The sequence below is a fragment of the Ruegeria faecimaris genome, assembly GCF_900182615.1.
Lineage (GTDB): Bacteria > Pseudomonadota > Alphaproteobacteria > Rhodobacterales > Rhodobacteraceae > Ruegeria > Ruegeria faecimaris.
In genome coordinates, this window is sequence record NZ_FXTE01000006.1 from 149384 (window position 1) to 173383 (window position 24000).

Sequence of the window (24000 nt, forward strand, 5' to 3'; positions counted from 1 at the left end):
AACCTCTAGTTTAGCGAGCGGGCGATTTCAGTGATCACGTCAAATGCCATTTGGACGTCTGCCTGCGTGGTTTCAAACTGACCGGCCTGAAAGCGGATCACCAAGTCGCCATCAACGCGGGTTTGAGTCAAGTAAATGCGGCCATCATCATTGATCGCATTGACCAGCCGTAGGTTCAGATCGTCCAGATCGGTTGATCCAGGGGGGGCATAGCGGAATGTCCACAATGACCACATAGGGTTAGTGGTGATTTCGAAATCGGATTCAGCTTTCAGCCGGTCATGCAGAGCCACTGACCATGTTATATGATTGCGCAACCTTTCACGTAGCCCTTCCAGACCATAGGCGCGGATGACGAACCACAGTTTCAGGGCTCGGAACCTGCGGCCCAGCGGTACCGACCATTCAGAATAATTTATGATCCCGTCCTTGCCGTGGGTCTTCAGGAATTCCGGGCTGATCGCGAGTGTCCGTACCAGATCATCGGGGTCCTTCAGAAAATGGGCGCAGCAATCGAACTGAACACCCAGCCATTTATGCGGGTTGAACACGATGCTGTCGGCTTGCTCGACTCCCTCCCAGTAATGGCGGTATTCGGGGCATATCATGGCCGAGCCAGCCCAAGCTGCATCGACATGCGAATATAGCCCGTATTTTTGCGCAATCTTCAGACATTCCTCTACTGGATCGGCCGCGCCGGTTCCGGTGCCGCCGACGCAGAGGATCACGCCGGTTGGTTGATAACCAGAGTCTAAATCGGCTTGGATTGCTGTTTCCAGCGCCTGTGGGTCCATCCCGCGCCAGTCGCCTTGTATGGGCACCCGCACCAGATTTTCCTGCCCGATCCCCGCAACCCATATGGCACGATCAACCGAGGTATGGACCTCGGCCGAGCAATATACGCGCAGCGGTTTCTGTCCGAACAACCCTTGTTGGTTGCCCTGCCAATTCAGCGCCTTTTCCCGCATGGTCAGCACAGCGGCCAGGGTCGCGGACGAGGCGGAATCCTGAATGACACCTGCAAAGCCCGTGGGCAGATCCAGGGCCTGCCGCAACCAATCCATCATCCGCGTCTCCATCTCGGTCGCGGCGGGGGATGTCTGCCACAACATGCATTGCGGAGCGATGGCGCTGGTTAGAAACTCGGCCAGAACCGACGGGGCCGAGGCGTTTGCATTAAAATAGGCAAAAAAGCGAGGATGTTGCCAATGGGTAATCCCAGGCATCACGATCTGTTCGAAATCGTGAAAGATTTCCTCCATCGCCTGGGAGCGCTCGGGAGGGCGCGCGGGTAAGGCGTTAAGAATATCACCGGGTTCCGTTCTGGCCCGAACCGGATTGTCGCCGACAGTCAGATGGTAATCCTGTGCCCACTCAGCAATCTTGGCGCCCCAATCCGAGAATTCATCCCAGTTCATTTTATCTTCCAATCTTCTCTGAACACCGCTTTCGATCCTGTGCCAGTGATGAATATCCGGGTTGAAACGTCAACGCCCTTTGCAGGAATCCAGTGGTCTGAGATTTTTCTGAACATGTTTCCGCAGAGAGAAATGGAATAATTTAGGCTCTAATAAGCGATAAATGCCTGGAGTTCCAAACACGGAAAGGTCAGTTGAAGAATGAACCGAATTCGGCCAGAATTTAACATGGCTCATGAAATTCCATTGACGTCCCGGTCTTTGCCTATTGCGCTGCTGCGCGCGAGGGAACGGGTTATGGGGCCTATCCGTAGAATGCTTGTAGAGGCGGGCGTAACCGAGCAGCAATGGCGGGTTCTGCGGGTGCTGGAAGAGGAAGGCCCGCAAGAGCCCACCCATATTGCTGACCGTGCCTGTCTGCTTTTGCCCAGCCTGACCCGCATTCTGCAAAAGCTTGAGGCCAAGGGCCTTGTCGTGCGGAAAAGCCATCCGGTCGACAAGCGCAGGCAGATAGTTGAGATCACGGTCAAAGGGGCAGGGATTATCCGGGATAACATCGACTATACGTTGCTTTTGGCTGAAGAAATCCGCAACACGCTGGGACCAGAGCGGCATGAGGCGTTGCTGGATCTTCTCAACGATCTGCACCAGTTGAAATTACAATCAGATTCTCGGGACTAACAGTGTGTGGGCCCCGCCAGAGGGCCTTTGTGACCTCTCTGGCGGAGTGGCCAGGCCCGAGTGGACCATGTGCCTGGCCTACAGCCGGATACGAGGGGTGTTCAAACGATCCGGCAACGTTTCAGAGAACATCAGACCCCGAAAATCGGGGTTTCTCAGGCGCAAACTTACCCAGGGGGATGGGTGTTTGGCCGTGGTCCTCTGAATACTCGCACCCGGATTTCAGCGATTTCTGCCGTCCACGCGGGTGTCTTCGCAAGAAGGCGGAGGATTGGTGGTCCGCCGCCTTTGTGAGTGGTGACGTCTCAGTGCTGAACGCTTTCTATTAGCAACAAGCTAGCGCGATACAGCGGTTTTCCAAGGTTTGACGGCTAAAATCTGAATGAGCTGTCGCAGTGTTTTCAGTCGCATGTTGAAAGTAAGCCCAGCGCCATAAGTAGCCATGTCTGCGAATTTTGAAACACGCGCAGGCTTACCGGTTCGATTTGGGCAAGCCTGTGCCGAATCATCACCGAATTGTCGGCAAAAACCGGCGTGCGGGTTTCCAAGGATTGCGACTTGCTCTGGTTTATGCCCTTTAATATCCACTTTAACTAACCTGTGTTATGGCGGCATGATGATGGGTAGCCTGTTCTCTATTCCTGATCCGATCGCTTTGCCGGTTACCGGCGAGGACGACACATACCCGGTTGGGCGAATCTTTTGTGTGGGCAGGAACTATGCCGCACATGCGGCTGAAATGGGACATGAGGTCGACCGTGAGGCCCCTTTCTATTTCACCAAGGCCGCTGCAAACGCGGTCCTGTCTGGGGTGACGACGGCTTATCCTCCGGGGACCGAAAATTTCCACCATGAGATGGAGCTGGCTGTTGCAATCGGAAAGCCGGTTTTTCAGGCTGATACTTCTCAGGTGCAGAAAGCGGTGTTTGGCTTTGGCTGCGCCCTGGACATGACCCGACGTGATCTGCAAATTCGCGAGCGCAACAAACAGCGCCCTTGGGATCTTGGAAAAGATTTCGAGAATGCAGCCGTATTTGCCCCTCTGACCCGCGTGAGCGATTGGCAACCCGACCCGCAAAAACGCATCATTTTGCGCGTTAATGGCGAAACCCGGCAGGACGCAACCTTGGATGAGCTGATCTGGTCGATTGACGAGATCATAAGTCACATGTCCGGCTATTATCATCTGCGACCAGGGGATTTGATCCTGACCGGAACGCCGGCCGGTGTAGGGCCGGTTCATCCCGGAGATTCACTCGAGGGTGAGATTGACGGGTTGCAGCCGGTCAAATTGAGTATATCAGACCCTAAATAGGGTCTTTTTGCCAATTCTCGGCAAATTCTATGTCATCCAACCCGGCAAAGCGACGAACCCGGTCCAGTTCGGCCTGTAGGCGGCGCGTGCGGGCATCTGACCACCGTACTGTTCGTTCTGGCCACAGGGCGCTGACCCGCAGCACCGATTGATCGCGATGGGCCTTCATGTCGATCCGGCCAATCAGCCGGTCGCCTTCAAGAAGCGGGAAAACATAATAGCCATAGGTACGTTTAGGGGCAGGAACAAAAACCTCGATCCGGTAGTGAAACCCAAACAGTCGCTGCGAGCGGTCACGGTCCCGCAGCATCGGGTCAAACGGGCTGAGCACCCTGATCCGACCCGGCGCAGGGGCGATCTGCGCGGCCTGTTCCGCGATACCTGGACGTGCGAACAGCTTTCTGGCCTGGCCATTGGCACATTCGATCTCGATCTCTTCGACATGGCCCTCGGTCAAGGCGGTTTTGCACCAGCTTCGGGCTTCTGCGGTGCTGACCGTATCCCAAAACGCCGCCAATTCGCCCGAGGTCGCAAACCCCAGCCGGTCAAGTGCCGCATGGCACAGCCAATCCACGGTATGTTCGGCGTCACACGGCATGTTGCCGGGGCAAAGATGCGTCTCGATCACCCGTTCGGTCAGGTCATAGCGTTTCTGAAACCCCTGCCTGCCGATCACCGTCAGCGCGCCCGAGCGCCACAGGAACTCCAGCGCGGTTTTCGACGGGTGCCAATCCCACCAGCCGCCCGAGCCTTTCTTTTCGTCTTTTCCCACATCCGATGAGGAAACCGGCCCATGATCGCGGATATGCTGCAGGACGGTTTCGAACTGCTGCTCGAACCCATCCCTCCGCCAGTTTTTCCAGCGCGATTTCAGCAGGTTGGCGTCGCGTTGAAACCGCAGATGCCAATGGGGGTAGAACTCCATCGGGATAACGGCCGCGTCATGGGTCCAATGTTCGAACAGCCCGCGATCCCGTTCATACACATGCTTGAGGTTTTTGGCGCGATAGGCGGGCCTGCGCGAAAACAGGATCATGTCATGGGCGCGGGCGACCGTGTTGATACTGTCCAGCTGAACAAATCCCAGACGTCTGATCAGTTCGAGCAGGTCAGACCCTTTCGCAGCCCCGCTCGGCTGCTCTGCCAGTGCGTGCCGGTCCATGAACAGGGCGCGGGCCGCCCGATTGTTCAGCCTTTGCATCGCCATGGGTCAGCGGCGTTTCAGCGTATCGCCATAACTGATCTTGGGGGTCAGAGTTATGCGGTTTTCGACCTCGGAAGTGGGATCGGAAAGCTGAACGGCGATTATCTCGGCTGCCTTGCGCCCAATCTCGTGTCGACATGCATCCATTGTGGCCAGCTTGCGCGGCAGACCCTGTAACAATTCGACATTGTTGAACCCTGCCAAACCGATCTGGCCTGGAATGTCTATCCCCTGGTCCAACAGATACAGCAACCCGCCAGCACCAATCATGTCGTTGGAATAATACAGGAAATCCAGATCCGGTGAGCGTTCCAACATGGCTTGAGTCATCTCGCGGCCTTTGGCCAAGGCCGAGCCCCCGGAATAAAACTCGCGGTCTTCGATCTCGATCCCATGCTTGCCCAGCACTTCGGTAAAGCCTTCGAACCGTTTCCGAGCGCGGTGATCCAGGGGCATTTTGGTGCCCATAAAGCCGATATGTTCATAGCCCGCTTTCAGGATCGCCTGTGCCATCTCACGTCCAGCGCGGCGATGGGAAATCCCGACCATCGCGTCCACCGGCTTACCATCGGTGTCCATGATCTCGACCACCGGAATCCCCGCCGAATCCAGCATGGCGCGTGCGGCATCGGTATGTTCCAATCCGGCGATGATCACGCCCGAGGGCCGCCACGAGAGCATCTCGTACAGGACTTTTTCCTCTTTTTCGGGCAAATAATCGGTGACGCCGACCACCGGCTGCAGCTCGGTATCCTCAAGAATCTGATTGATGCCGGTCAGCACCTCGGGGAACACCATGTTCGACAGTGACGGGATGATCACTGCCACAAGGTTCACCCGGCTTGAGGCAAGCGCACCAGCGATTTTGTTCGGCACGTATCCCAGCTCTTTTGCTGCGGCCAGAACGCGTGTGCGGGTCGCATCCGACACGTCACCCCGATTGCGCAGAACCCGGCTGACCGTCATCTCAGACACTCCGGACGCTTCAGAAACATCACGAAGGGTGAGTGGGCGTTTGTTTTCTGTTGTCACGGGGTGCACCTGCGTTGTTGTTTTGTCCGATGGTAGCGTGAACAGGACGCATTTTACAACTGCCCTTCAAAGCCGATGACAACCTGAAAAAACCACGCTACAGAGAGTTTTGCGCGGCCCCGTGGCTCAACTGGATAGAGCAGCCCCCTCCTAAGGGGCAGGTTGCAGGTTCGAATCCTGCCGGGGTCGCCAAGTTATCTAATGAAATCACTTATTTTCCAAATTTTAGACAATTCATTCGCTTCGAAAGATGACACATGACTAAAAAATGGTTCGGATGAGCCAATCAAAATATCCATCGCCGAGAATGAATTTCTTTTGGGGCGAGTGCGGCAAAACAAATTACTGGTCCGAAAGTCGACCGGATATTGTCCATTCTTGCTCTGTGACGGGGCCAGCCTCGCGAATTTGTGGCATTCGCCAGCTAAGGCCACCGGTCCTGTTGCGCACCCAGTTAATGAGCGCGGCGCTACGTTTATTCTTCGCTGATCTCAGATTGCATAACACCAGGCTGACCACGGCCGGCCTTCCAAAGCCTTACAAAAAACTGGCTTCAATAGGGGGGTAAAAGAAAAAGGGCCCCCAAGCGGCGGCCCTTGATCGTTTTGCAGTGAAAGCTGGGATCAGCCGTTCACGCTGTCCTTCAGCGCCTTCGCAATGGTCATTTTGACCACTTTGTCGGCTTCTTTCTTGAACTGCTCGCCGGTGGCAGGGTTACGCACCATGCGCTCGGGGCGCTCGCGACAGTAGATTTTGCCGACACCAGGCAGGGTCACCGCGCCGCCCGCCGACACTTCGCGGGTGATCAGGCCGGTCATGGCCTCCAGCGCAGTGTTCGCAGCTTTCTTGTCGGTTCCCATTTCCTCAGCGAGAGCAGCAACCAGCTGAGTCTTTGTCATAGGCTTTGCCATTTCTTGGTCTCCTTAACGTGCCCGATAAATAGGGCCTCACCGCGTAACTGTAACGGGATATTGTAGGTGAACACAACGAATAGTAGCGTCGAAAACCCTAAAAATAGGGGGAATTCGTTGCTTTTTTGCTTCAGAGAAAGGCCGTTTCATCAAAGGAACGCAATTTCCGGCTGTGCAGGCGCTCCAGCGGCATGCCCCTCAGGTGCTCCATCGCACGAATTCCGATCGCGAGATGGCGGCTGACCTGCGTGGTATAGAAGGCAGAGGCCATGCCAGGAAGCTTTAATTCGCCGTGCAGCGGCTTGTCTGAAACACAGAGCAACGTGCCATAGGGAACACGGAACCGATAGCCGTTGGCGGCAATGGTCGCGCTTTCCATATCCAGCGCGATTGCCCGTGATTGGCTGAGCCGCTGTACCGGGCCGGACTGGTCGCGCAGTTCCCAGTTGCGGTTATCGACCGAAGCAACGGTGCCTGTGCGCATGACCCGTTTCAGCTCATAACCTTCCAGCTCGGTGACCTCGGCTACAGCCTGTTCCAGCGCAACCTGAACCTCGGCCAAAGGCGGAATCGGCACCCAGACTGGCAGGTCATCATCCAGAACCTTGTCTTCGCGCAGATAGGCATGGGCCAGAACAAAATCGCCCAATGCCTGTGTGTTGCGCAGCCCGGCACAGTGGCCAACCATCAGCCAGGCATGCGGGCGTAGCACGGCGATATGATCGGTCGCGGTTTTGGCGTTCGACGGACCGACGCCGATATTGACCAGCGTGATACCCGATCCATCCGCCCGCTTTAGGTGATAGGTCGGCATCTGCGGCAGCTTCAGGGGTTGTTCCAGCACTCCGCCTTCGGTGGTAATCTCGACATTTCCGGTCGAGACAAAGCTGGTGTAGCCGCTATCTGGATCGGCCAGCTGCGCGCGGGCATAGTTTTCGAATTCCGAGACGTAGAATTGATAGTTGGTGAACAGCACATGGTTCTGGAAATGACTGGGATCAGTCGCAGTGTAATGCGCCAGCCGGGCCAGTGAATAGTCGACCCTTTGCGCAGTAAACAAAGACAGCGGGCCGTCTTCTTCCTCGTGGTTATGGACGCCATTGACGATGTCGTCATGGGTGGTTGTCAGGTCCGGTACGTCGAATACATCGCGCAGGGTAAATCCCGCGGCGCCCTGATGCGGAACGATCAGATCGGGATTGTTGGCCACGGCGAAATGAACCGGAATGGGTGTGTCCGAGGCCCCGATCGTGACCGGCTGGTCATGGTTTCTGATCAACAGGGCAATCTGTTGGGTCAAATAGGACCGGAACAGATCTGGCCGCGTTACAGTGGTCGAGTGGATGCCCGGTTCCGAGACGTGACCAAAACTTAGCCGGCTGTCGACCCGCGCATAGGAGGAGGTTTTGATGCGAATTTCCGGGTAATAGGCTCTGAAGCGTTCAGTTGGTGCTCCGTTCTCGATCACATTGGCAAAGTTCTCGCACAGGAAGCTGGTGGCTTGCTCGTACAGTTCTTCCAACCTTGCGACCGCGGCTGCGGGATCGGTGAAGTTCTCGGGCGCGGGGGCCTTAGGTGCTCGTATTATTGTCATGCAAGGGGTTCCAAAAGATCGATCTTTTCAAATTTGCGCACATCCACCAGCCCGACATCCGAGATCCGCAATTCTGGGATCACCACCAGGGCCAGCAATGAGTGCTGCATATAGGCGTTGTTCAGTTTACAGCCACAGGCCTGCATGGCCCGAACCATTTGTTCGGCCTTGGCGGCCACTTCGACTGCCGGGCTATCAGACATCAGTCCAGCGATGGGCAGTTCCACCAGCGCCAGTTCCTCACCGTCTCGGAAAATGGTGATGCCACCGCCGATCTCGGCCAGCCGATTTGCGGCAAGGGCCATCTGTTCGCGGTCGGTCCCAACAACAATCATATGGTGACTGTCATGGGCAACGGTCGAAGCCATTGCCATGCGCCCCTGATATCCAAACCCCGAGACAAAGGCGTTTGTGACCCCGCCCGTTGCGCGGTGGCGTTCGACAAGCGCAATCTGGCAGACCTCCCCCTCGGCTTCAACCAGGCCGCCAATGATGGGCAGTTCGGCCTTTAGCGCTTTGGTCGGGGCCTGGTTTTCGACCACACCAATCACATTGGCCTGAACGCGGTTCGCCCCTTTGGGGGCCTCGATCTGAAAATCCGCGCTGGTCAGGGCATGGCCCAGATGCACGGTGTTTCGAGCGGCTGCAGGCCAATTCAGATGCGGGCAGTCCACAGTGATCTTGCCGTCCTCTGCCACGATTTGGCCGCGCGCTATGACAAGCTCGATGGGCAGGTCCTTCAGGTCCGAGCTGAGGATGATATCCGCCCTGCGCCCGGGCGTGATCGAGCCGATATCGCGTTCCAACCCGAAATGCGTGGCTGTGTTGATGGTCGCCATCTGCAACGCGATCAACGGATCACAGCCGCAGGCAATCGCATGGCGCACCACGCGGTTCATATGCCCTTCATTGACCAGTGTGCCGGAGTGGCAATCATCCGTGCACAGGATGAAGTTGCGCGGATCCAGCCCTTTCTCGGTGATGGCGGTAATCTGACTTTCGACGTCATACCAGGCCGATCCCAACCGCATCATCGATCGCATCCCCTGACGCACCCGCGCGATGGAGTCGGCTTCGCAGGTGCCTTCGTGGTCATCCGCCGGGCCGCCTGCCACATAGGCAGCAAAGTCAGGCCCTAAATCAGGCGAAGCATAGTGCCCGCCAACGGTTTTCCCTGCCCGTTGGGTCGCGGCAATCTCGGCCAGCATCTTGGGATCGCCATGAATGACGCCTGGGAAATTCATCATCTCGCCCAGTCCGATGATGCCCGGCCAGTTCATCGCCTCGGCCACGTCTTCGGGGGTGATCTCATAACCGGTGGTCTCAAGCCCTGGCGCCGATGGCGCGCAAGAAGGCATTTGGGTGAAAATGTTAACGGGCTGCATCAGCGCCTCGTCATGCATCATACGAACGCCGTCCAGGCCCAGCACGTTGGCTATTTCGTGCGGGTCAGTGAACATGCTTGTCGTGCCATGAGGGATAACGGCCCCCGCAAATTCGGCCGGGGTCAGCATCCCTGATTCGATATGCATATGCGCGTCGCACAGGCCGGGCAGCATATACCGCCCCGCTGCCTCGATGATCCGGGTGTTCGGGCCGACGCAGTGCGAAGCATCGGGGCCAACATAGGCGATACGTCCTTCGACAATCGCGATGTCATGATCGGGCAGGGCTTCGCGGCTGTGCACGTTAACCCAGATCCCGCTGCGGACAACAAGGTCAGCGGCTTGACGCCCTGCGGCGACAGCGATCAAACGGGGGGCGGTATCGGGCCAGCTTGGGAAAGGTGTGAATTCCATGGCCCAACTTTCCCGAACGCACGGAAAGGTGCAACCCCTGCTCGGCAGTTATCATGATTCCGTCATGCAGCGCGTCAGCGCTGTTGTGCCTAGCCCCGTGAAGGTCCCGTAAGAGCCGCTATGTTAGGCAGGAGAGCCACAGCCTAGCCAGAGAACGTTTTCGCAATCTCGCGCCGGACCCATTCGGCAAAGGCAATCGCTCCAGGTGACTCTTCTGCCTGAGGCGACAGCAACAGGTAATAGGCCTCTGGTACAACTGCGCGATATTCGAATGGTGCAACCAATCGACCTTCATCAATCAAGTCGCGCGCGATTGTGTCATGTGTCAGGCACAAGCCACCCCCGGCCATCGCAACCGACAGGCTGACCAGATAGGTGGTGGAATATGTGATTGGAGGTTTTTCCCAAATTAGACCCTGATCTTCGATCCAATTCTGCCAATTCGACAGCAGGTTTGAGCAGTCATACAAAGGGGTTCGCTGTAGTGTATCCAGCGACACCTCATAGCCCGGCGCGCAAACCGGATAATAATGATCGGATCGCAGCAGTTCGGTTCGCACCGTGTCCGAAGGTCTGAGCGAAAATCGAATTTCTACCGCAGCCCCCTCCGCCATTTCCCGGGGCTCCCACAACTCGGTGAATATGTTCAGCTGTACAGACGGGTGTTCGGCCTGAAACATTGGAAGGCGGGGGGCCAGCCAGTTGACCGCAAAAGTGATGTTGCATTGTACCTGCACCGCGTTCTGCTGGGCCCCGGTCACGGCCCGCGTTCCGCGCAGTAATGTGCGAAATGCCTCACGCACGACAGGGAGATAGCTGATCCCGGCCCCGGTCAGTTCAAGTGCGCGGGGACGGCGCAGGAAAAGCGGTTGGCCAAGATAGGCCTCAAGCGACTTGATTTGCTGGCTGACTGCACTTTGTGTCATGTTCAGGTCGCGCGCTGCCGCGGTAAAGGACAAGTGGCGGGCCGCGGCCTCGAAAGTCCGAAGCCAACCCAACGGGGGCAGCTGTTTTTGCATGGGCATAACCTGGCCATTAGTTCAGCTTATGAAATAGGCGCGATTTTTTCGTTGGTCAATTTTTTCTACTGCGGGCACGATTTTCCAATCAAGCAATCCGCTGACAGGAGACGGAAATGAGCGTTGCCAGCTTGCGCCCCAATATTGACCATTGGCCTGAACGTGTGGATCTGGCGGCTACATTTCGATGGGCTGAACGTCTGAATATGCACGAAGGGGTCGCAAACCATTTTAGCTTGGCGGTGAATCAGGACGGCACACAATTCTTGATGAACGCCAATCAGATGCATTTTGCACGAGTAAAAGCATCGAACCTGCTTTTTCTGGATGCCAAAGACGCTGATGTCATGACCCAACCCGGCGCACCGGACCCAACTGCATGGGGCCTGCATGGTTCGATTCACCGGCACTGTCCTCATGCCCGCTGTGTAATGCATGTGCATTCCATCTTTGCCACGGTTCTGGCCTCGTTGGCCGACAGCACATTGCCGCCGATCGATCAGAACACCACTACGTTTTACAACCGTTATGTAGTCGATCACGAATTTGGTGGACTTGCTTTCGAAAGCGAGGGGGAACGTTGCGCAACCATGCTGGCAGACCCAAAAAAGAAAGTCATGATCATGGGTAACCATGGGGTTTTGATTTTGGGCAGTAACCCGGCAGATGCCTTTAATAGACTCTATTATTTCGAGCGCGCTGCCGAAACGTATATCCGTGCCTTACAGACGGGCCAACCCCTGCGCGTTTTGTCAGACGAGATTGCGGAAAAGACCGCGCAAGAGTTGGAAGATTATCCGGATCAGGCCGAGGCACATCTGCGTGAGATCAAGGCGCTGTTGGATGCTGAAGGCTCGGATTACGCAAGCTGACGAGAGACCCGGATGACGGATTCTGATCAAAATCCCGAAGCAGCCCGCTGGCACTATCACCCTCAGGGGCCGGTGGCTTTGAACCCGTTGTTCAACTGGCCACCCCGCCCATCAGCGGTGTTGAGGTGGTATGGTGGCGCGTGGCTGCAAATTACTTCTCTGACGCTGTGCATGGGGCTTGCTGCAACGGTCTATGTGCTGTTTTTCCCGGGGTTAGAGACGATGAAGACCTTCCAACCCGGCTGGATGTTCCGTATCTGGTTGCTGAACATGATGCCACAAATTCTGGTCGCGGGCGGGCTGCACTGGTGGCTGTACATGCGCAAGGGGCAGGGCATGTACAAGAAATTCGACCGCCGGAACCTGACCCGGGATAACGGGACCTTCACTTTTCGCAATCAGGTCTGGGACAATATCTGGTGGACCTTGGGCAGCGCCATGACCGTCGCCACGATCTACCAATGGGGTATCTACTGGGCAATGGCAAATGGCTATGTCCCCACGGTCACATGGTCCGCCGCACCGGTCTGGTTTGTGATCTGGATGTCGCTAATCCCCATGTGGTCGGGGCTGCATTTCTATTGGGTGCATCGGCTGGAACATCACCCCAAGCTCTATAAACATGTCCACGCCGTGCATCACCGCAACGTCAATATCGGGCCGTGGTCGGGGATATCAAATCACTGGTTTGAGAACCTGTTGTACTTCACCACCTATTTCATCCACCTGATCGTGCCGTCGCACCCGATACATTTGTTATTCCACGCCTATTTCCAGCAGGTCAGCCCGGTTCTGTCCCATTCCGGGTTCGAAAAGCTGAAAGCCGGGGAGACCGAGGCCGCCCGCGCAGGCGATTTTTTCCACCAGCTGCATCACCGGTATTTCGAGTGCAACTATGGCACCTCAGAGATCCCGTTCGACAAGTGGTTTGGCACCTATCATGACGGCTCAGCCGAGGCGACGACGCGCACGCGGGCTTATAAAAAGCAGATGTATACCTAGCCGACCCGTAGGGCACGGGGGGTGATCCCGAATTCGGCTCGGAAGGCGCGGGTCAGGGCGCTGGGATCATCGTATCCGGCCCGCAGGGCGATCTCGCTGACAGTCAGGTCGGTTTCTGCCACCAGCTTCCGCGCCAGATTCAGGCGCAAGCGGCGATAGACCTGGGCCGGACCCGCCCCCAGTTCGGATTGCATCCTTGTGGACAATGCCTTGTGTGAGCGCCCGACCTGTCGGGCGATATCCGTAATGGGCAGCGGGGTTTCAAGATTTTCCTGCATCAATGCCAAGGCCTTGTTCACATACCCACTGGTTGCCCCGACCCCTCCAGAATGCGACCGAGCGGAATCGCGGGTCATGAACAACTGCGCGACTTCCAGGGCCAGTGCCTGCCCGTGGTCCTGACCGATCAGATGCAGCACAAGGTCAAACGCGGCCATGGCGCCGGAACAGGTGATGCGGTTCCGGTCGATGACATAGCGCTCGCGCTGGGCGTCGACCTCGGGGAATCGCTCGGTAAAGCTGGTTAGCTCTTCCCAATGGATGGTGGCGCGATACCCGTCCAGCAGTCCGGCCAGCGCCAGCAGCCAGCTTCCTGTGTCCAGCCCAGCCAGAACGTCATAGCGATTTGCGGCGGATCGCAATCCGGTCAGCGTCGGCCAGCCGCCATGCGCGCGAAACCCATAGGATGGCATCACCATCAATGTACCGCCGCGGGCAGATTGCAGTCTTGCGTGCGGCGTAACCTGCAACCCCGAGGATGATGTGACCGGCCCTTCTGTCAGCGACAGGAATTCCCAGTCATACAGTTTTCGTCCAGCCAGCGAATTGGCCGCACGCAGGGGTTCGACGGTGTTGGCAAGGCAATGGTTTGAAAACCCATCAAAAAGCAGAACCCCGAATTGCTGCATCGCGGCAGGCGATTTTGTCCATCTTCGCATGGTTAACGTCTATTTCTGCACGATGAACTTTGCAACCCGGGCCACGATATCGCAAGCCCCAGATGTGGAGACCGCAGATGCAATATGGCCTGACCGACGAGCAAGAGATGATCGCCGCGACTGTTCGCAGTTTCGTCGAGAAAGAGATCTATCCACATGAAGAGCTGGTTGAACGTACCGGCGAGGTTCCCCAGGAAATAGCAGATGAGATCAAGCGCAAGACAACCGAATTGGGTTTCTATGCCTGCAATTTTCCAGAAAGCGTCGGATGTGCCGGGCTGAACCATCGGGAATTTGCACTGGTCGAGCGCGAACTGGGCCGGGGTTCGATGGCCTTGAACCACTTCTTTGGCCGTCCGCAAAACATCCTGATGGCCTGCGAGGGCGAGCAAGTCGAACGCTATCTGATGCCCGCAGTTCGGGGCGAAAGGATGGATGCACTGGCGATGACCGAACCAGGTGCAGGTTCGGATGTGCGTGGTATGAAATGTGCCGCAATCCGAGACGGCGGAGATTGGGTCGTCAACGGGACCAAACATTTCATCTCGGGCGCGGAGCATGCCGATTTCATCATCGTTTTCATCGCGACGGGTGAAGATCAGACGCCAAAAGGTCCAAAGAAACGGATCACAGCCTTTCTTGTGGATCGCGGCACGCCGGGATTCACCATCCGGGACGGGTATAAATCGGTCAGCCACCGGGGCTATAAGAACATGGTCCTGGATTTTGACGATTGTCGCCTGCCCGACAGTCAGGTGTTGGGTGAGGTCGATGGCGGGTTCGAGGTGATGAATACTTGGCTTTATGCCACCCGCATCACCGTGGCGACCATGTCGGTCGGACGCGCACGTCGCGCCTTTGACTATGCGCTGGACTATGCAGCCACGCGTGAACAATTCGGTCAGAAAATCGGCAAGTTCCAGGGCGTGTCATTCCAGATCGCTGACATGATCACCGAAATCGATGCCGCTGACCTGTTGACGCTGGCAGCGGCCGACCGGCTGGACAAAGGGCTGCCTGCAAACCGCGAGATTGCCTCGGCCAAGCTCTATGCGTCCGAAATGCTGGCACGGGTGACTGACGCCGCGATTCAGGTACATGGCGGCATGGGGCTGATGGACGATTACCCGCTGGAACGGTTCTGGCGCGATGCGCGTGTCGAACGCATCTGGGACGGTACCAGCGAGATTCAGCGTCACATCATCAGTCGTGAGCTGTTGCGGGCACTTGGCGCATGACAACGGCGCTGGCACGGGCGTTGAACCCCAGCTCCATTGCTGTGATCGGTGGTGGGGCTTGGTGCACGTCAGTCATTCAACAGGCGCGCAAGTTCGGGTTTCAAGGCGATATCTGGCCGGTCCACCCCAAAGCCGCCGAGGTCGCCGGAGAGCGCGTTTTTGCGCGGCTCGAGGATTTGCCCACGGCCCCGGATGTGGCCTTTGTGGGCATCAATCGTCATGCAACAATCGAGGCGGTTCAGGCGCTGGCAGCGATCGGGGCAGGGGGTGCGGTTTGTTTCGCGTCGGGGTTCACCGAGGCGCGAGCCGAGGATGATCTGGGCGCCGATCTGCAGGACCAGTTGATTGCAGCCGCCGGGGAAATGCCTGTTCTGGGTCCCAATTGCTATGGTTTCGTCAACGGGCTGGATCAAGTCGCAGTCTGGCCGGATCAGCATGGGATGCAACCGGTGGAACGAGGCGTAGCGATCCTGACGCAAAGTTCGAATATTGCAATCAACATGACCATGCAACGCCGGGCCCTGCCGCTGGCGTTCATGCTGACCTGCGGGAATCAGGCGCAGACACATCAGGCTGACGTTGCCTCAACACTTCTGGACGACGACCGGATCACCGCTATCGGTGTTCATATCGAGGGGTTTGGCGATCTGCGAAAATGGGAGGCTTTGGCCGACAAGGCACGCAGACGGGGCGTATCGGTCGTTGCTTTGAAAATGGGCCGCTCGTCCCATGCGCAGGCGGCGACGATTTCGCATACCGCGTCTTTGGCAGGTGGTGATGCGGGCGCGCAGGCGTTTCTGGACCGGTTGGGAATCGCACGGTTGGACGACATTCCCAGCTTTTTGGAATGTCTCAAGCTGTTGCATGTTACGGGGCGATTGCGCGGCAGCGGGTTGGGTACCATCAGCTGCTCGGGCGGTGAGGCCAGCCTAGCCGCAGATATGTCCGAGGGGCGCGATCTGCATTTCCCGCCATTGACCAAGGTGCAGCAAGCTGACCTGCGCGCAGCTTTGGGGCCCATGGTGGCGTTGGCGAACCCGCTGGACTACCACACCTATATATGGCGCGATACCAAAGCGATGACCCGCGCGTGGTCGGCGATGACCGGGCCGGAACAAGCCATTACCATTGCGATTGTCGACTATCCTCATACCGACGCATCGGATTGGGAATGTGCCACCCAAGCGGCGTTGAACTGCGCCGCCCAAACCGGGCGACCTTTTGCCGTTGCCGCGACCCTACCAGAACTTTTGCCAGAGGAAGTGGCGCAGCGCCTGCTGGTCGGCGGTGTGGTGCCATTTGCCGGTCTGCATGAAGCCTTGGCTGCGGTTGAGGCCGCCGCGCGGCCGGTTGCGGCACCGGCTGATCCGGTACTGTTGCCCTCGCAGGCTGAGGCAAACCATGTCTTGACCGAAGCAGAGGCCAAACGGGCGCTGGCAGATCATGGTCTGCGGATTCCTCAATCCGTAGTGACGCGTCAGGACAAGGCTGCGCATGCTGCATCGAATCTGACGGCTCCATTCGCGGTCAAGGGCGTCGGGCTTGCGCATAAATCCGAACACGGTGCGGTGCGCCTTGGCGTCGGCTTGGACGATCTGAGCGCGGTTGCGACCGAGCTTGGAACCGACGAAGTTCTGATCGAAGAGATGGCCCAAGGCGGTGTTGCCGAGTTATTGATCGGCGTCACCCGTGATCCGGCCCATGGCTATGTTCTGACGCTAGGGGCTGGAGGCGTGCTGACCGAAATTCTGCGCGACAGTGTTTCAGTGCTGATCCCGTCATCCCGGGACGTGGTCCGTCAGGCGCTGGGCAAGCTGAACTGTGCGCCGTTGCTTGCGGGGTATCGCGGTAAACCGGCGGCGGATACCGAGGCGATCCTGAATGCAGCCGAGGCTGTGCAAGCCTATGTTATTGCCAATGCAGCCCATGTCAGCGAAGTTGAAATCAATCCACTCATCTGCAATCCCGATGGCGCTGTGGCCGTGGATGCTCTGATCCGAAAGGCACGTATATGAACCCGGTTAAAACCAAGCGCGATGGCGCGATTCTGCAGGTCACTCTGGACCGACCCAAGGCAAATGCCATTGATCTGGCCACCAGCCGGGTCATGGGTGAAGTGTTCCGCGAATTCCGCGATGATCCTGAGTTGCGCGTGGCCATCCTGACCGGTGGTGGCGAAAAGTTCTTTTGCCCGGGGTGGGACCTGAAGGCCGCCGCGGACGGAGACGCCGTGGACGGAGATTATGGAGTCGGCGGTTTTGGCGGGCTGCAGGAATTGCGGGATATGAACAAGCCTGTCATCGCCGCGGTGAACGGGATTGCCTGTGGTGGAGGGCTGGAACTGGCGCTGAGTGCGGATATGATCATCGCTGCAGAGCATGCCAGCTTTGCCCTGCCCGAAATCCGGTCGGGCACCGTGGCCGATGCGGCCAGTGTAAAGCTGCCAAAACGCATCCCCTACCATATCGCGATGGAACTGCTGCTGACTGGCCGCTGGTTCGATCCGGTTGAGGCAAAAGGGTGGGGCCTGATCAACGAGATCGTCCCAGGTGATCAGCTTTTAGACCGGGCATGGGAACTGGCCCGTTTATTGGCCAGCGGCCCCCCGCTGGTTTACGCGGCGATCAAAGAGATCGTGCGCGACGCCGAAGATTCCAAGTTTCAGGATGCCATGAACCGGATCACCGGGCGGCAGTTGCCGACGGTGGACATTCTATATGGTTCTGAAGACAACCTCGAAGGCGCGCGCGCCTTTGCCGAGAAACGCGACCCGGTCTGGAAAGGGCGCTGAGCGGGTTCAGATCTTCTCGAACATTGCGATAAGGGCGGTATCGTCCCGGTTGGGCCCGGCAGCCAGGTCGCCGTAGATTCGAACTTCGGGCAGGGACAGGTTTTGTATCTGCCCATGGGCAAGCTGGTGCAGTGCGTCAGCAAATCCCAGAGATTCGTAGTGTTTCGCGTTAATCGACAGAGCGAATTGCGCGCCTGTCCGGGCCACGTTCAACAGCGCGGGCAGGGCCTCGGGGCCGAGATGGCCATGGGTAAATGTGCCCGAGGACACAATGCCCGAATAGCTGTCGCGCGGCACCGGGATGCCCTGGTTCAGGTCAGCCTCAATCGCGTCGCGGTAGATGTCTTTGCGCAGGGCCTGATCCAGCATCTCGGCGCTGATATCGGTGGCGTCGATCGGACCAACGCCCAACCCGGCCAGTACCGCACCGCAAAGCCCGGTGCCTGCACCGACATCCAAAACCGGACCCTGTCCCCCGGCGCTGACAAAGGCGCGGGCGGTGTGGATATGCAACTGATAGTCCTCGCGCGCCGCAAAACCGTCATCATAGTCGCCGGCCCATTCGGCATAAAGCCGTTTGTGGTCCTCGGGGCTGTCTAGCGCATAAGCTGCATGCAGGTCGGGCGATTTTGTACTCATGACTCATGAAAGGCGTATGTGGGGATTCGAATCAAGTATCCAGTGGCGGGTGCTTGCATCTTGGACCATTGGCGATCATCAAGAAGGATATGGTTAAGACACTCTTTTCATTCGGTCACGGATATTCGGCGCAGGCCCTGTCGCGGCATCTTGAACCGGCGGGTTGGCGCGTATTCGGAACTACGCGCGATCCGGCGCAATCGGGTGCGGTCCGCGCATCCGGTGCCGAACCGGTGATCTGGCCCGGTCAGACGGTTGATTTGGACGGGGTAACACATCTGTTGATTTCGACCGCGCCGAATGCGGGCGGAGATCCAGTGCTGGCGGCGCTTGGCGACAAAATCGCTGACCGCGCAGGTCAGTTCGATTGGGTCGGATACCTTTCCACAACCGCAGTCTATGGGGACCACAAAGGCGGTTGGGTGGACGAGGCGACCCTTCCTTCACCAATGGCCGAGCGCGGCAGGTGGCGCGTCCGGGCCGAGACACAATGGCAAGACATTCCGGGCCTGCCCGTCCACATCTTTCGCCTTGCCGGGATATATGGCCCCGGGCGCGGCCCATTTTCCAAACTTAAACGGGTGGGAATGCGCCGCATAATCAAACCGGGGCAGGTGTTCTCGCGCATCCATGTGGCGGACATCGCGCAGGTGCTTGCGGCGTCGATGGCATCGCCAAACCCAGGTGCGATTTACAATGTCTGTGACGATGAGCCGGTGCCGCCACAGGATGTCATCGCCTATGCGGCTGAGCTGCAAGGCCTGCCTCTGCCCGCTGCGGTTCCGTTCGACCAGGCCGATATGTCCCCGATGGCCCGAAGTTTCTATAATGAAAACAAGCGGGTCAGGAATGACCGGATCAAGGATGAACTGGGTATCCGGCTTTTGTATCCGGATTACCGCGCTGGACTGCAGGCCCTGATGAAGGACGGCTGAGCCCTTATCGGGCGGTGGCTTTGATCAGGTCCGCGGCTTTCTCGGCGATCATGATGGTTGGGGCGTTGGTGTTTCCCGAAACCAGAGTAGGCATGACCGATGCATCGACCACGCGCAGCCCCTCGATCCCGCGCACGCGCAGTTCGGGGTCAACCACGGCCATCGCATCCACACCCATTTTGCAGGTTCCGACCGGGTGATAGATCGTATCGGCGCGAGCGCGAATATGGTGCTCCCAATCCGCATCGGTCTGAGCGTCATCCATGCCGTACATCGCTTTGTGCCGGAATTTACTGAAGGCCGGCGCGTGCAGAATGTCTTTGGTCATACGCGCGCCCTTGATCAGCGTGTCCAGATCGCGGTCATCGGACAGGTAAGCCGGATCAATGGCCGGAGCGGCAAAGGGATCGGCGCTGTGCAGCCCGACCGTGCCACGGCTTTCGGGGCGCAATTTGCACACATGGCAGCCGAACCCATAGCCATAATGCAGCTTCCTTGCATGATCATCGGCCAAGGAAATGACGAAGTGCAGCTGGATGTCGGGGCGATCCAAATCCGGGGAGGTTTTCAGAAACGCGGCGCCCTCGGCAAATGGTGTGGCCGCCATCGACTTGCCGGTCTTACGCCAGCGCCAAATATGTCCTGCGAAATTCAGTGCGGCAGCGACACCGATGCCGAATGTGTTGGTGTCCCGGGTTTTATAGAGCAGCGTGAAATCCAGATGGTCCTGCAGGTTCTTGCCAACGCCCGGCAGGTCGTGCCGCACCTCGATCCCATGTTTGACCAGATCATCAGCGGCACCAATCCCGGATAGCTGCAACAACTGCGGAGTTTGAAGTGCACCGGCGCAAACCAGAACCTCGCGCCTGGCGGAGACAGTGATATCCGCACCTTTGGCCTTTTTCCTGTACACCACACCGGTGGCCCGCTTTCCTTCAAAGGTCAGCTCTTTGGCATGGGCGTCGGTAATGACCGTCAGGTTCGGGCGGTCCATGACCGGAAAGACATAGGCCGCCGCTGCCGAGCATCGCTCGCCATTCTTCGACGGGTCGTGAAACTGTGTGACCTGATACAGACCAACGCCCTCGTTATCGCCCCGGTTGAAGTCCCGGCTTCGGCGGTGCTGCATCTGTTCGGCAGCTTCAATAAAGGCACGCGTGATCGGGCGCGGCTGTTTCTGGTTTGACACGTGCAGAGGGCCGCTGTCGCCGTGATGGTCGTCGGCGCCATCTTCGTTATGTTCGGACATCTTGAAATAGGGAAGGACGCTGTCCCAGTCCCAACCGGCACAGCCCAGTTCAGCCCAGCCATCATAGTCCTGACGCTGACCCCGGACGTACAACATTGCGTTAATCGCGCTGGACCCGCCCACCGTCTTGCCGCGAGGCTGATATCCTTTGCGGCCGTTCAGCCCCGGTTGGGCCACGGTTTCAAATGCCCAGTTGTTGATTTTCGGCCGCCCCGGCAGCGAGGCCACTGTTGCCGCGGGCAATCTGGTAAGCATGCCGTTGCCGCCGTTTCCGGCTTCAAGAAGGCAGACACGTATTCCAGGATCTTCGCTCAGACGACCGGCAAGAACCGAACCGGCGGATCCTGCGCCGACAATTACATAGTCAAATTGCATTCAGACTCCAAAAATTTTCGGAACCGGCAGTCAAATACGCCGGTCAATCTGTATTAGGCGCGGATCCGAACAAAAGAACCCGCGCTCGTGTCGTTCATAAAGACAGTGGTCGCATACGGATGAAAAACAAGGGCTGTGGTCTATATGTGACCCAAGGTTATTCAGGGATTTGAAAATTGCTCCGATTGCGCGGGATCCGGGGATGTTCTCTTCATAATTATTTCCTATGGTTTTCATCATTAAACAAAACTTTTATGCATGAATGCAATTTGCTATTTCTGACTAGGTCAGGACTTCAGGAATACCGATACCCTTGCCAGATGCTCAGTGTATTTGGATGGGGAAGACGTGTCTTGAATCTGTGTTCTTGATTACCACGAATTTCACTGCGCAAGATCGCCGGATATTAGCTAGGATTGGAGACCGATATGGACGGAAGTGATAACCCCAAAGCAGGCGGATGCCCTGTGATGCACGGCGCTGGAACCCGTTCCAACCGGGATTGGTGGCCGAACCAGCTAAACCTGTCGATCCTGCACCAGCACGGAGCGGCTTCGAATCCTCTGGGTTCGGATTTCGACTATGCTGAAGAGTTCAAAAAGCTGGATATGAAGGCGCTGAAAGAAGACCTATATGCGCTGATGACGAATTCACAGGAGTGGTGGCCGGCGGATTATGGCCATTATGGTGGTCTGTTCATTCGGATGGCCTGGCATAGTGCAGGCACCTACCGGACGGCAGATGGCCGTGGCGGGGCCTCGACCGGGAACCAGCGTTTTGCGCCGCTCAACAGTTGGCCGGACAACGGTAACCTCGACAAGGCGCGTCGTCTGCTGTGGCCGATCAAGCAAAAATACGGAAACCAGATTTCCTGGGCTGACCTGATGATCCTGACAGGTAACTGCGCCATTGAATCCATGGGTGGCAAAACCTTTGGTTTTGCCGGCGGCCGTGCCGATATCTGGGCCCCCGAAGAAGACATCTATTGGGGAACCGAGACAGAATGGCTGGCCCCGACCGACAATCCGCAGAGCCGGTATTCCGGTGAGCGCGATCTGGAAAACCCTCTGGCCGCAGTGCAGATGGGCCTGATCTATGTAAACCCTGAAGGTCCGGACGGAGAGCCCAACGTTCTGGCTTCGGGTCGTGACATCCGCGACACCTTTGGCCGGATGGCAATGAATGACGAGGAAACCGTTGCTCTGGTTGCTGGTGGTCACACTTTCGGCAAGGCGCATGGCGCGGGCGATCCCGATCTGGTCGGCCCCGAACCCGAAGCCGCCCCGATCGAAGAGATGGGCTTTGGTTGGATCAACAAGTTTGGGTCCGGCAAGGGTGACGATACCACGACATCGGGGGTCGAGGGCGCCTGGACCGCAAATCCGATCCAATGGGATAACGGCTATTTCGACCTGCTGTTCGGATATGACTGGAACCTGACCAAAAGCCCCTCGGGCGCGTGGATCTGGGAACCGGTGAATGTCAAAGAAGAAGACATGGCCCCGGCGGCGCATGACGCGTCGATGAAGGTCAAAACCATGATGACCACCGCCGACATGGCGATGCGCATGGACCCGATCTATGGTCCGATCTCAAAGCGTTTTCACGAGAACCCGGATGAATTCGCTGACGCTTTCGCCCGGGCATGGTTCAAACTGACCCACCGCGACATGGGCCCGCGCTCGAATTACATCGGCGAGGAATCTCCGGCCGAGGAACTGCTGTGGCAAGACAATGTCCCCGCCGTGGATCACGAGCTGATCGGTGACGCGGATGTGGCCGAGCTGAAGGCTAAGATCGCGGCCACTGGCCTCTCGGTGTCCGAGCTGGTTTCGACCGCATGGGCTTCGGCCTCGACCTTCCGCGGCTCGGACAAGCGCGGCGGAGCCAATGGCGCGCGTATCCGTCTTGCTCCGCAGAAAGACTGGGACGCGAACGAACCGATGAAGCTGGCCAAGGCGCTGACCGCGCTTGAGGGCGTTCAGGCGGCGTTCAACGGCGCACAATCCGGGGGCAAGAAAGTGTCTCTGGCCGATGTGATCGTTCTGGCCGGTAATGTGGGTGTCGAACAGGCCGCCAAGGCCGGCGGTCAGGAGGTTGAGGTTCCGTTCACCCCGGGCCGCACCGATGCGACGCAAGATCAAACCGATGTGGACAGCTTTGCCGTGCTCGAGCCCGAGGCCGACGGCTTCCGCAACTATCAGAAGACGGATTATTCGGTTTCACCCGAAGAGCTTCTGGTCGACAAAGCCCAGCTGCTGACGCTGTCGGCGCCTGAAATGACCGCGCTGGTTGGCGGTCTGCGCGTGATCGGCGCCAATTTCGGTGACACCAAGCATGGTGTGTTGACCGACCGCGTCGGCACGCTCAGCACCGACTTCTTCACCAACCTGCTGGACATGGGCACCGAATGGAAACCCGCGGGCAAAGGCGTCTATGAAGGTCGGGACCGCGCCAGCGGTGAGGTCAAGTGGACCGGTACCCGCGTCGATCTGGTCTTCGGCTCCAACTCGCAGCTGCGGGCTCTGGTCGAGGTCTACGGTCAGGCAGGCGCAGAAGGCAAATTTGTCTGCGACTTCGTCTCGGCCTGGAACAAGGTCATGAATGCAGACAGGTTCGATCTGAAGTAAGCCTGCGACCTTCGCAGAATTTACGCCGTCCGAGGAGACTCGGGCGGCGTTTTGTTTGCCCCGGTTCCGGGCGCATACCCAGCATTGGGTACGATTCCTCCCAGGGGCTGATCTTTCCCCCGTTCCGTGCGTTCCGTTACCGGCTCGGAAGAGAGAATTATTAAGATAACCTGTTGTTTTCATTAACCTATGGAAGTTTCTGTTAAGAATTGCAAAGTTTTTTCAGATTGGGGGTTGCAGGTCCCAGACCTAATCCGTAAATACCCCTTCACCGGCGCTGCTGAGGCGCTTGTGACACACTGGAGAGACGGTGGGACGGGTTGGAGAGACGGCCGGACACACTGGAGAGACGGTGGGC

Annotated in this window: 19 protein-coding genes and 1 tRNA gene; 10 read left to right on the plus strand and 10 right to left on the minus strand. The window is 57.8% G+C overall.

The window, feature by feature from the left end:
• Nucleotides 1–5 precede the first annotated feature (5 nt).
• On the minus strand, nt 6–1418 hold the full coding sequence (locus FN806_RS12380) for a pyridoxal phosphate-dependent decarboxylase family protein (RefSeq protein ID WP_142637560.1): 1413 nt from the start codon (nt 1416–1418) through the stop codon (nt 6–8).
• Between the two features lie 228 nt (nt 1419–1646).
• Between FN806_RS12380 and hpaR the strand changes: the two genes are divergently transcribed.
• The gene (gene hpaR / locus FN806_RS12385; RefSeq protein ID WP_142637561.1) at nt 1647–2099 is read left to right on the plus strand and encodes a homoprotocatechuate degradation operon regulator HpaR; all 453 of its coding nucleotides are present in this window, start codon (nt 1647–1649) and stop codon (nt 2097–2099) included.
• A 616-nt stretch (nt 2100–2715) separates the two neighbouring features.
• Nucleotides 2716–3414, plus strand: a complete 699-nt coding sequence (locus FN806_RS12390) for a fumarylacetoacetate hydrolase family protein (protein WP_142637611.1) — start codon at nt 2716–2718, stop codon at nt 3412–3414.
• Here FN806_RS12390 and FN806_RS12395 read toward each other — a convergent pair.
• Nucleotides 3407–4621, minus strand: coding sequence for a winged helix-turn-helix domain-containing protein (locus FN806_RS12395; protein WP_142637563.1), 1215 nt, complete (start codon nt 4619–4621; stop codon nt 3407–3409). The genes FN806_RS12390 and FN806_RS12395 overlap by 8 nt on opposite strands.
• Before the next feature lie 3 nt (nt 4622–4624).
• Nucleotides 4625–5650, minus strand: coding sequence for a LacI family DNA-binding transcriptional regulator (locus FN806_RS12400; protein ID WP_142637565.1), 1026 nt, complete (start codon nt 5648–5650; stop codon nt 4625–4627).
• A gap of 115 nt (nt 5651–5765) precedes the next feature.
• On the opposite strand from FN806_RS12400, the gene FN806_RS12405 reads away from it, so the two are divergent.
• Nucleotides 5766–5842 (plus strand) — tRNA-Arg (locus FN806_RS12405).
• 431 nt (nt 5843–6273) lie between these two features.
• On the opposite strand, the gene FN806_RS12410 is transcribed toward FN806_RS12405, so the two are convergent.
• From FN806_RS12410 to FN806_RS12425, 4 genes are all read right to left on the minus strand, one after another.
• The gene (locus tag FN806_RS12410; RefSeq protein ID WP_142637567.1) at nt 6274–6561 is read right to left on the minus strand and encodes an HU family DNA-binding protein; all 288 of its coding nucleotides are present in this window, start codon (nt 6559–6561) and stop codon (nt 6274–6276) included.
• A 130-nt stretch (nt 6562–6691) separates the two neighbouring features.
• Entirely contained in the window at nt 6692–8155 is a 1464-nt protein-coding gene (locus tag FN806_RS12415) for an AMP nucleosidase (protein ID WP_142637569.1), read from the minus strand.
• On the minus strand, nt 8152–9954 hold the full coding sequence (gene ade, locus FN806_RS12420; protein ID WP_142637571.1) for an adenine deaminase: 1803 nt from the start codon (nt 9952–9954) through the stop codon (nt 8152–8154). The genes FN806_RS12415 and ade overlap by 4 nt, the downstream gene beginning before the upstream one ends.
• A gap of 143 nt (nt 9955–10097) precedes the next feature.
• Nucleotides 10098–10973, minus strand: a complete 876-nt coding sequence (locus tag FN806_RS12425; protein ID WP_142637573.1) for a LysR family transcriptional regulator — start codon at nt 10971–10973, stop codon at nt 10098–10100.
• Nucleotides 10974–11089: 116 nt separating this feature from the next.
• Between FN806_RS12425 and FN806_RS12430 the strand changes: the two genes are divergently transcribed.
• Nucleotides 11090–11845 carry a class II aldolase and adducin N-terminal domain-containing protein gene (locus FN806_RS12430; protein WP_142637575.1) on the plus strand — a complete coding sequence of 252 codons (756 nt, stop codon included), beginning with the start codon at nt 11090–11092 and terminating at the stop codon, nt 11843–11845.
• Nucleotides 11846–11857: 12 nt separating this feature from the next.
• Nucleotides 11858–12847, plus strand: a complete 990-nt coding sequence (locus tag FN806_RS12435; protein ID WP_142637577.1) for a sterol desaturase family protein — start codon at nt 11858–11860, stop codon at nt 12845–12847.
• Here the strand turns inward: FN806_RS12435 and FN806_RS12440 are convergent.
• Nucleotides 12844–13785 (minus strand): GlxA family transcriptional regulator, encoded by a 942-nt coding sequence (locus FN806_RS12440; RefSeq protein WP_142637579.1) that lies wholly within the window; start codon nt 13783–13785, stop codon nt 12844–12846. The two genes, FN806_RS12435 and FN806_RS12440, sit on opposite strands and share 4 nt — an antisense overlap.
• 77 nt (nt 13786–13862) lie before the next feature.
• Here FN806_RS12440 and FN806_RS12445 point away from each other — a divergent pair, with 77 nt between their 5' ends.
• From FN806_RS12445 to FN806_RS12455, 3 genes are read left to right on the plus strand one after another with little or no spacing between them, the layout of a single operon-like run.
• Nucleotides 13863–15023, plus strand: coding sequence for an acyl-CoA dehydrogenase family protein (locus FN806_RS12445; RefSeq protein WP_142637581.1), 1161 nt, complete (start codon nt 13863–13865; stop codon nt 15021–15023).
• Nucleotides 15020–17038: an acetate--CoA ligase family protein gene (locus FN806_RS12450; RefSeq protein ID WP_142637583.1), complete on the plus strand. Its 2019-nt coding sequence runs from the start codon at nt 15020–15022 to the stop codon at nt 17036–17038. Before FN806_RS12445 ends, FN806_RS12450 begins: the two co-directional genes overlap by 4 nt.
• Nucleotides 17035–17814 carry a carnitinyl-CoA dehydratase gene (locus FN806_RS12455; protein ID WP_142637585.1) on the plus strand — a complete coding sequence of 260 codons (780 nt, stop codon included), beginning with the start codon at nt 17035–17037 and terminating at the stop codon, nt 17812–17814. Before FN806_RS12450 ends, FN806_RS12455 begins: the two co-directional genes overlap by 4 nt.
• A 6-nt stretch (nt 17815–17820) precedes the next feature.
• On the opposite strand, the gene FN806_RS12460 is transcribed toward FN806_RS12455, so the two are convergent.
• Complete coding sequence (locus FN806_RS12460; protein WP_142637587.1) at nt 17821–18453, minus strand: class I SAM-dependent DNA methyltransferase; 633 nt, start codon at nt 18451–18453, stop codon at nt 17821–17823.
• An 89-nt stretch (nt 18454–18542) separates the two neighbouring features.
• On the opposite strand from FN806_RS12460, the gene FN806_RS12465 reads away from it, so the two are divergent.
• Entirely contained in the window at nt 18543–19388 is an 846-nt protein-coding gene (locus FN806_RS12465; protein WP_142637589.1) for an SDR family oxidoreductase, read from the plus strand.
• Between the two features lie 4 nt (nt 19389–19392).
• On the opposite strand, the gene FN806_RS12470 is transcribed toward FN806_RS12465, so the two are convergent.
• Nucleotides 19393–21012 (minus strand): GMC family oxidoreductase, encoded by a 1620-nt coding sequence (locus FN806_RS12470; RefSeq protein ID WP_142637591.1) that lies wholly within the window; start codon nt 21010–21012, stop codon nt 19393–19395.
• A gap of 428 nt (nt 21013–21440) precedes the next feature.
• Here FN806_RS12470 and katG point away from each other — a divergent pair, with 428 nt between their 5' ends.
• Nucleotides 21441–23642: a catalase/peroxidase HPI gene (katG, locus tag FN806_RS12475; RefSeq protein ID WP_142637593.1), complete on the plus strand. Its 2202-nt coding sequence runs from the start codon at nt 21441–21443 to the stop codon at nt 23640–23642.
• Nucleotides 23643–24000 lie beyond the last annotated feature (358 nt).

Bases quoted from the DNA above. Each gene is read 5' to 3' on its own strand.
- FN806_RS12430 (WP_142637575.1), top strand. From the start codon at position 11,090: ATGAGCGTTGCCAGCTTGCGCCCCAATATTGACCATTGGCCTGAACGT.
- FN806_RS12460 (WP_142637587.1), bottom strand. From the start codon at position 18,453: ATGAGTACAAAATCGCCCGACCTGCATGCAGCTTATGCGCTAGACAGC.
- FN806_RS12410 (WP_142637567.1), bottom strand. From the start codon at position 6,561: ATGGCAAAGCCTATGACAAAGACTCAGCTGGTTGCTGCTCTCGCTGAG.
- FN806_RS12395 (WP_142637563.1), bottom strand. From the start codon at position 4,621: ATGGCGATGCAAAGGCTGAACAATCGGGCGGCCCGCGCCCTGTTCATG.
- katG (WP_142637593.1), top strand. From the start codon at position 21,441: ATGGACGGAAGTGATAACCCCAAAGCAGGCGGATGCCCTGTGATGCAC.
- FN806_RS12465 (WP_142637589.1), top strand. From the start codon at position 18,543: ATGGTTAAGACACTCTTTTCATTCGGTCACGGATATTCGGCGCAGGCC.
- FN806_RS12390 (WP_142637611.1), top strand. From the start codon at position 2,716: ATGATGGGTAGCCTGTTCTCTATTCCTGATCCGATCGCTTTGCCGGTT.
- FN806_RS12440 (WP_142637579.1), bottom strand. From the start codon at position 13,785: ATGCGAAGATGGACAAAATCGCCTGCCGCGATGCAGCAATTCGGGGTT.
- hpaR (WP_142637561.1), top strand. From the start codon at position 1,647: ATGGCTCATGAAATTCCATTGACGTCCCGGTCTTTGCCTATTGCGCTG.
- FN806_RS12450 (WP_142637583.1), top strand. From the start codon at position 15,020: ATGACAACGGCGCTGGCACGGGCGTTGAACCCCAGCTCCATTGCTGTG.
- FN806_RS12415 (WP_142637569.1), bottom strand. From the start codon at position 8,155: ATGACAATAATACGAGCACCTAAGGCCCCCGCGCCCGAGAACTTCACC.
- FN806_RS12435 (WP_142637577.1), top strand. From the start codon at position 11,858: ATGACGGATTCTGATCAAAATCCCGAAGCAGCCCGCTGGCACTATCAC.
- FN806_RS12470 (WP_142637591.1), bottom strand. From the start codon at position 21,012: ATGCAATTTGACTATGTAATTGTCGGCGCAGGATCCGCCGGTTCGGTT.
- FN806_RS12425 (WP_142637573.1), bottom strand. From the start codon at position 10,973: ATGCAAAAACAGCTGCCCCCGTTGGGTTGGCTTCGGACTTTCGAGGCC.
- ade (WP_142637571.1), bottom strand. From the start codon at position 9,954: ATGGAATTCACACCTTTCCCAAGCTGGCCCGATACCGCCCCCCGTTTG.
- FN806_RS12445 (WP_142637581.1), top strand. From the start codon at position 13,863: ATGCAATATGGCCTGACCGACGAGCAAGAGATGATCGCCGCGACTGTT.
- FN806_RS12455 (WP_142637585.1), top strand. From the start codon at position 17,035: ATGAACCCGGTTAAAACCAAGCGCGATGGCGCGATTCTGCAGGTCACT.
- FN806_RS12380 (WP_142637560.1), bottom strand. From the start codon at position 1,418: ATGAACTGGGATGAATTCTCGGATTGGGGCGCCAAGATTGCTGAGTGG.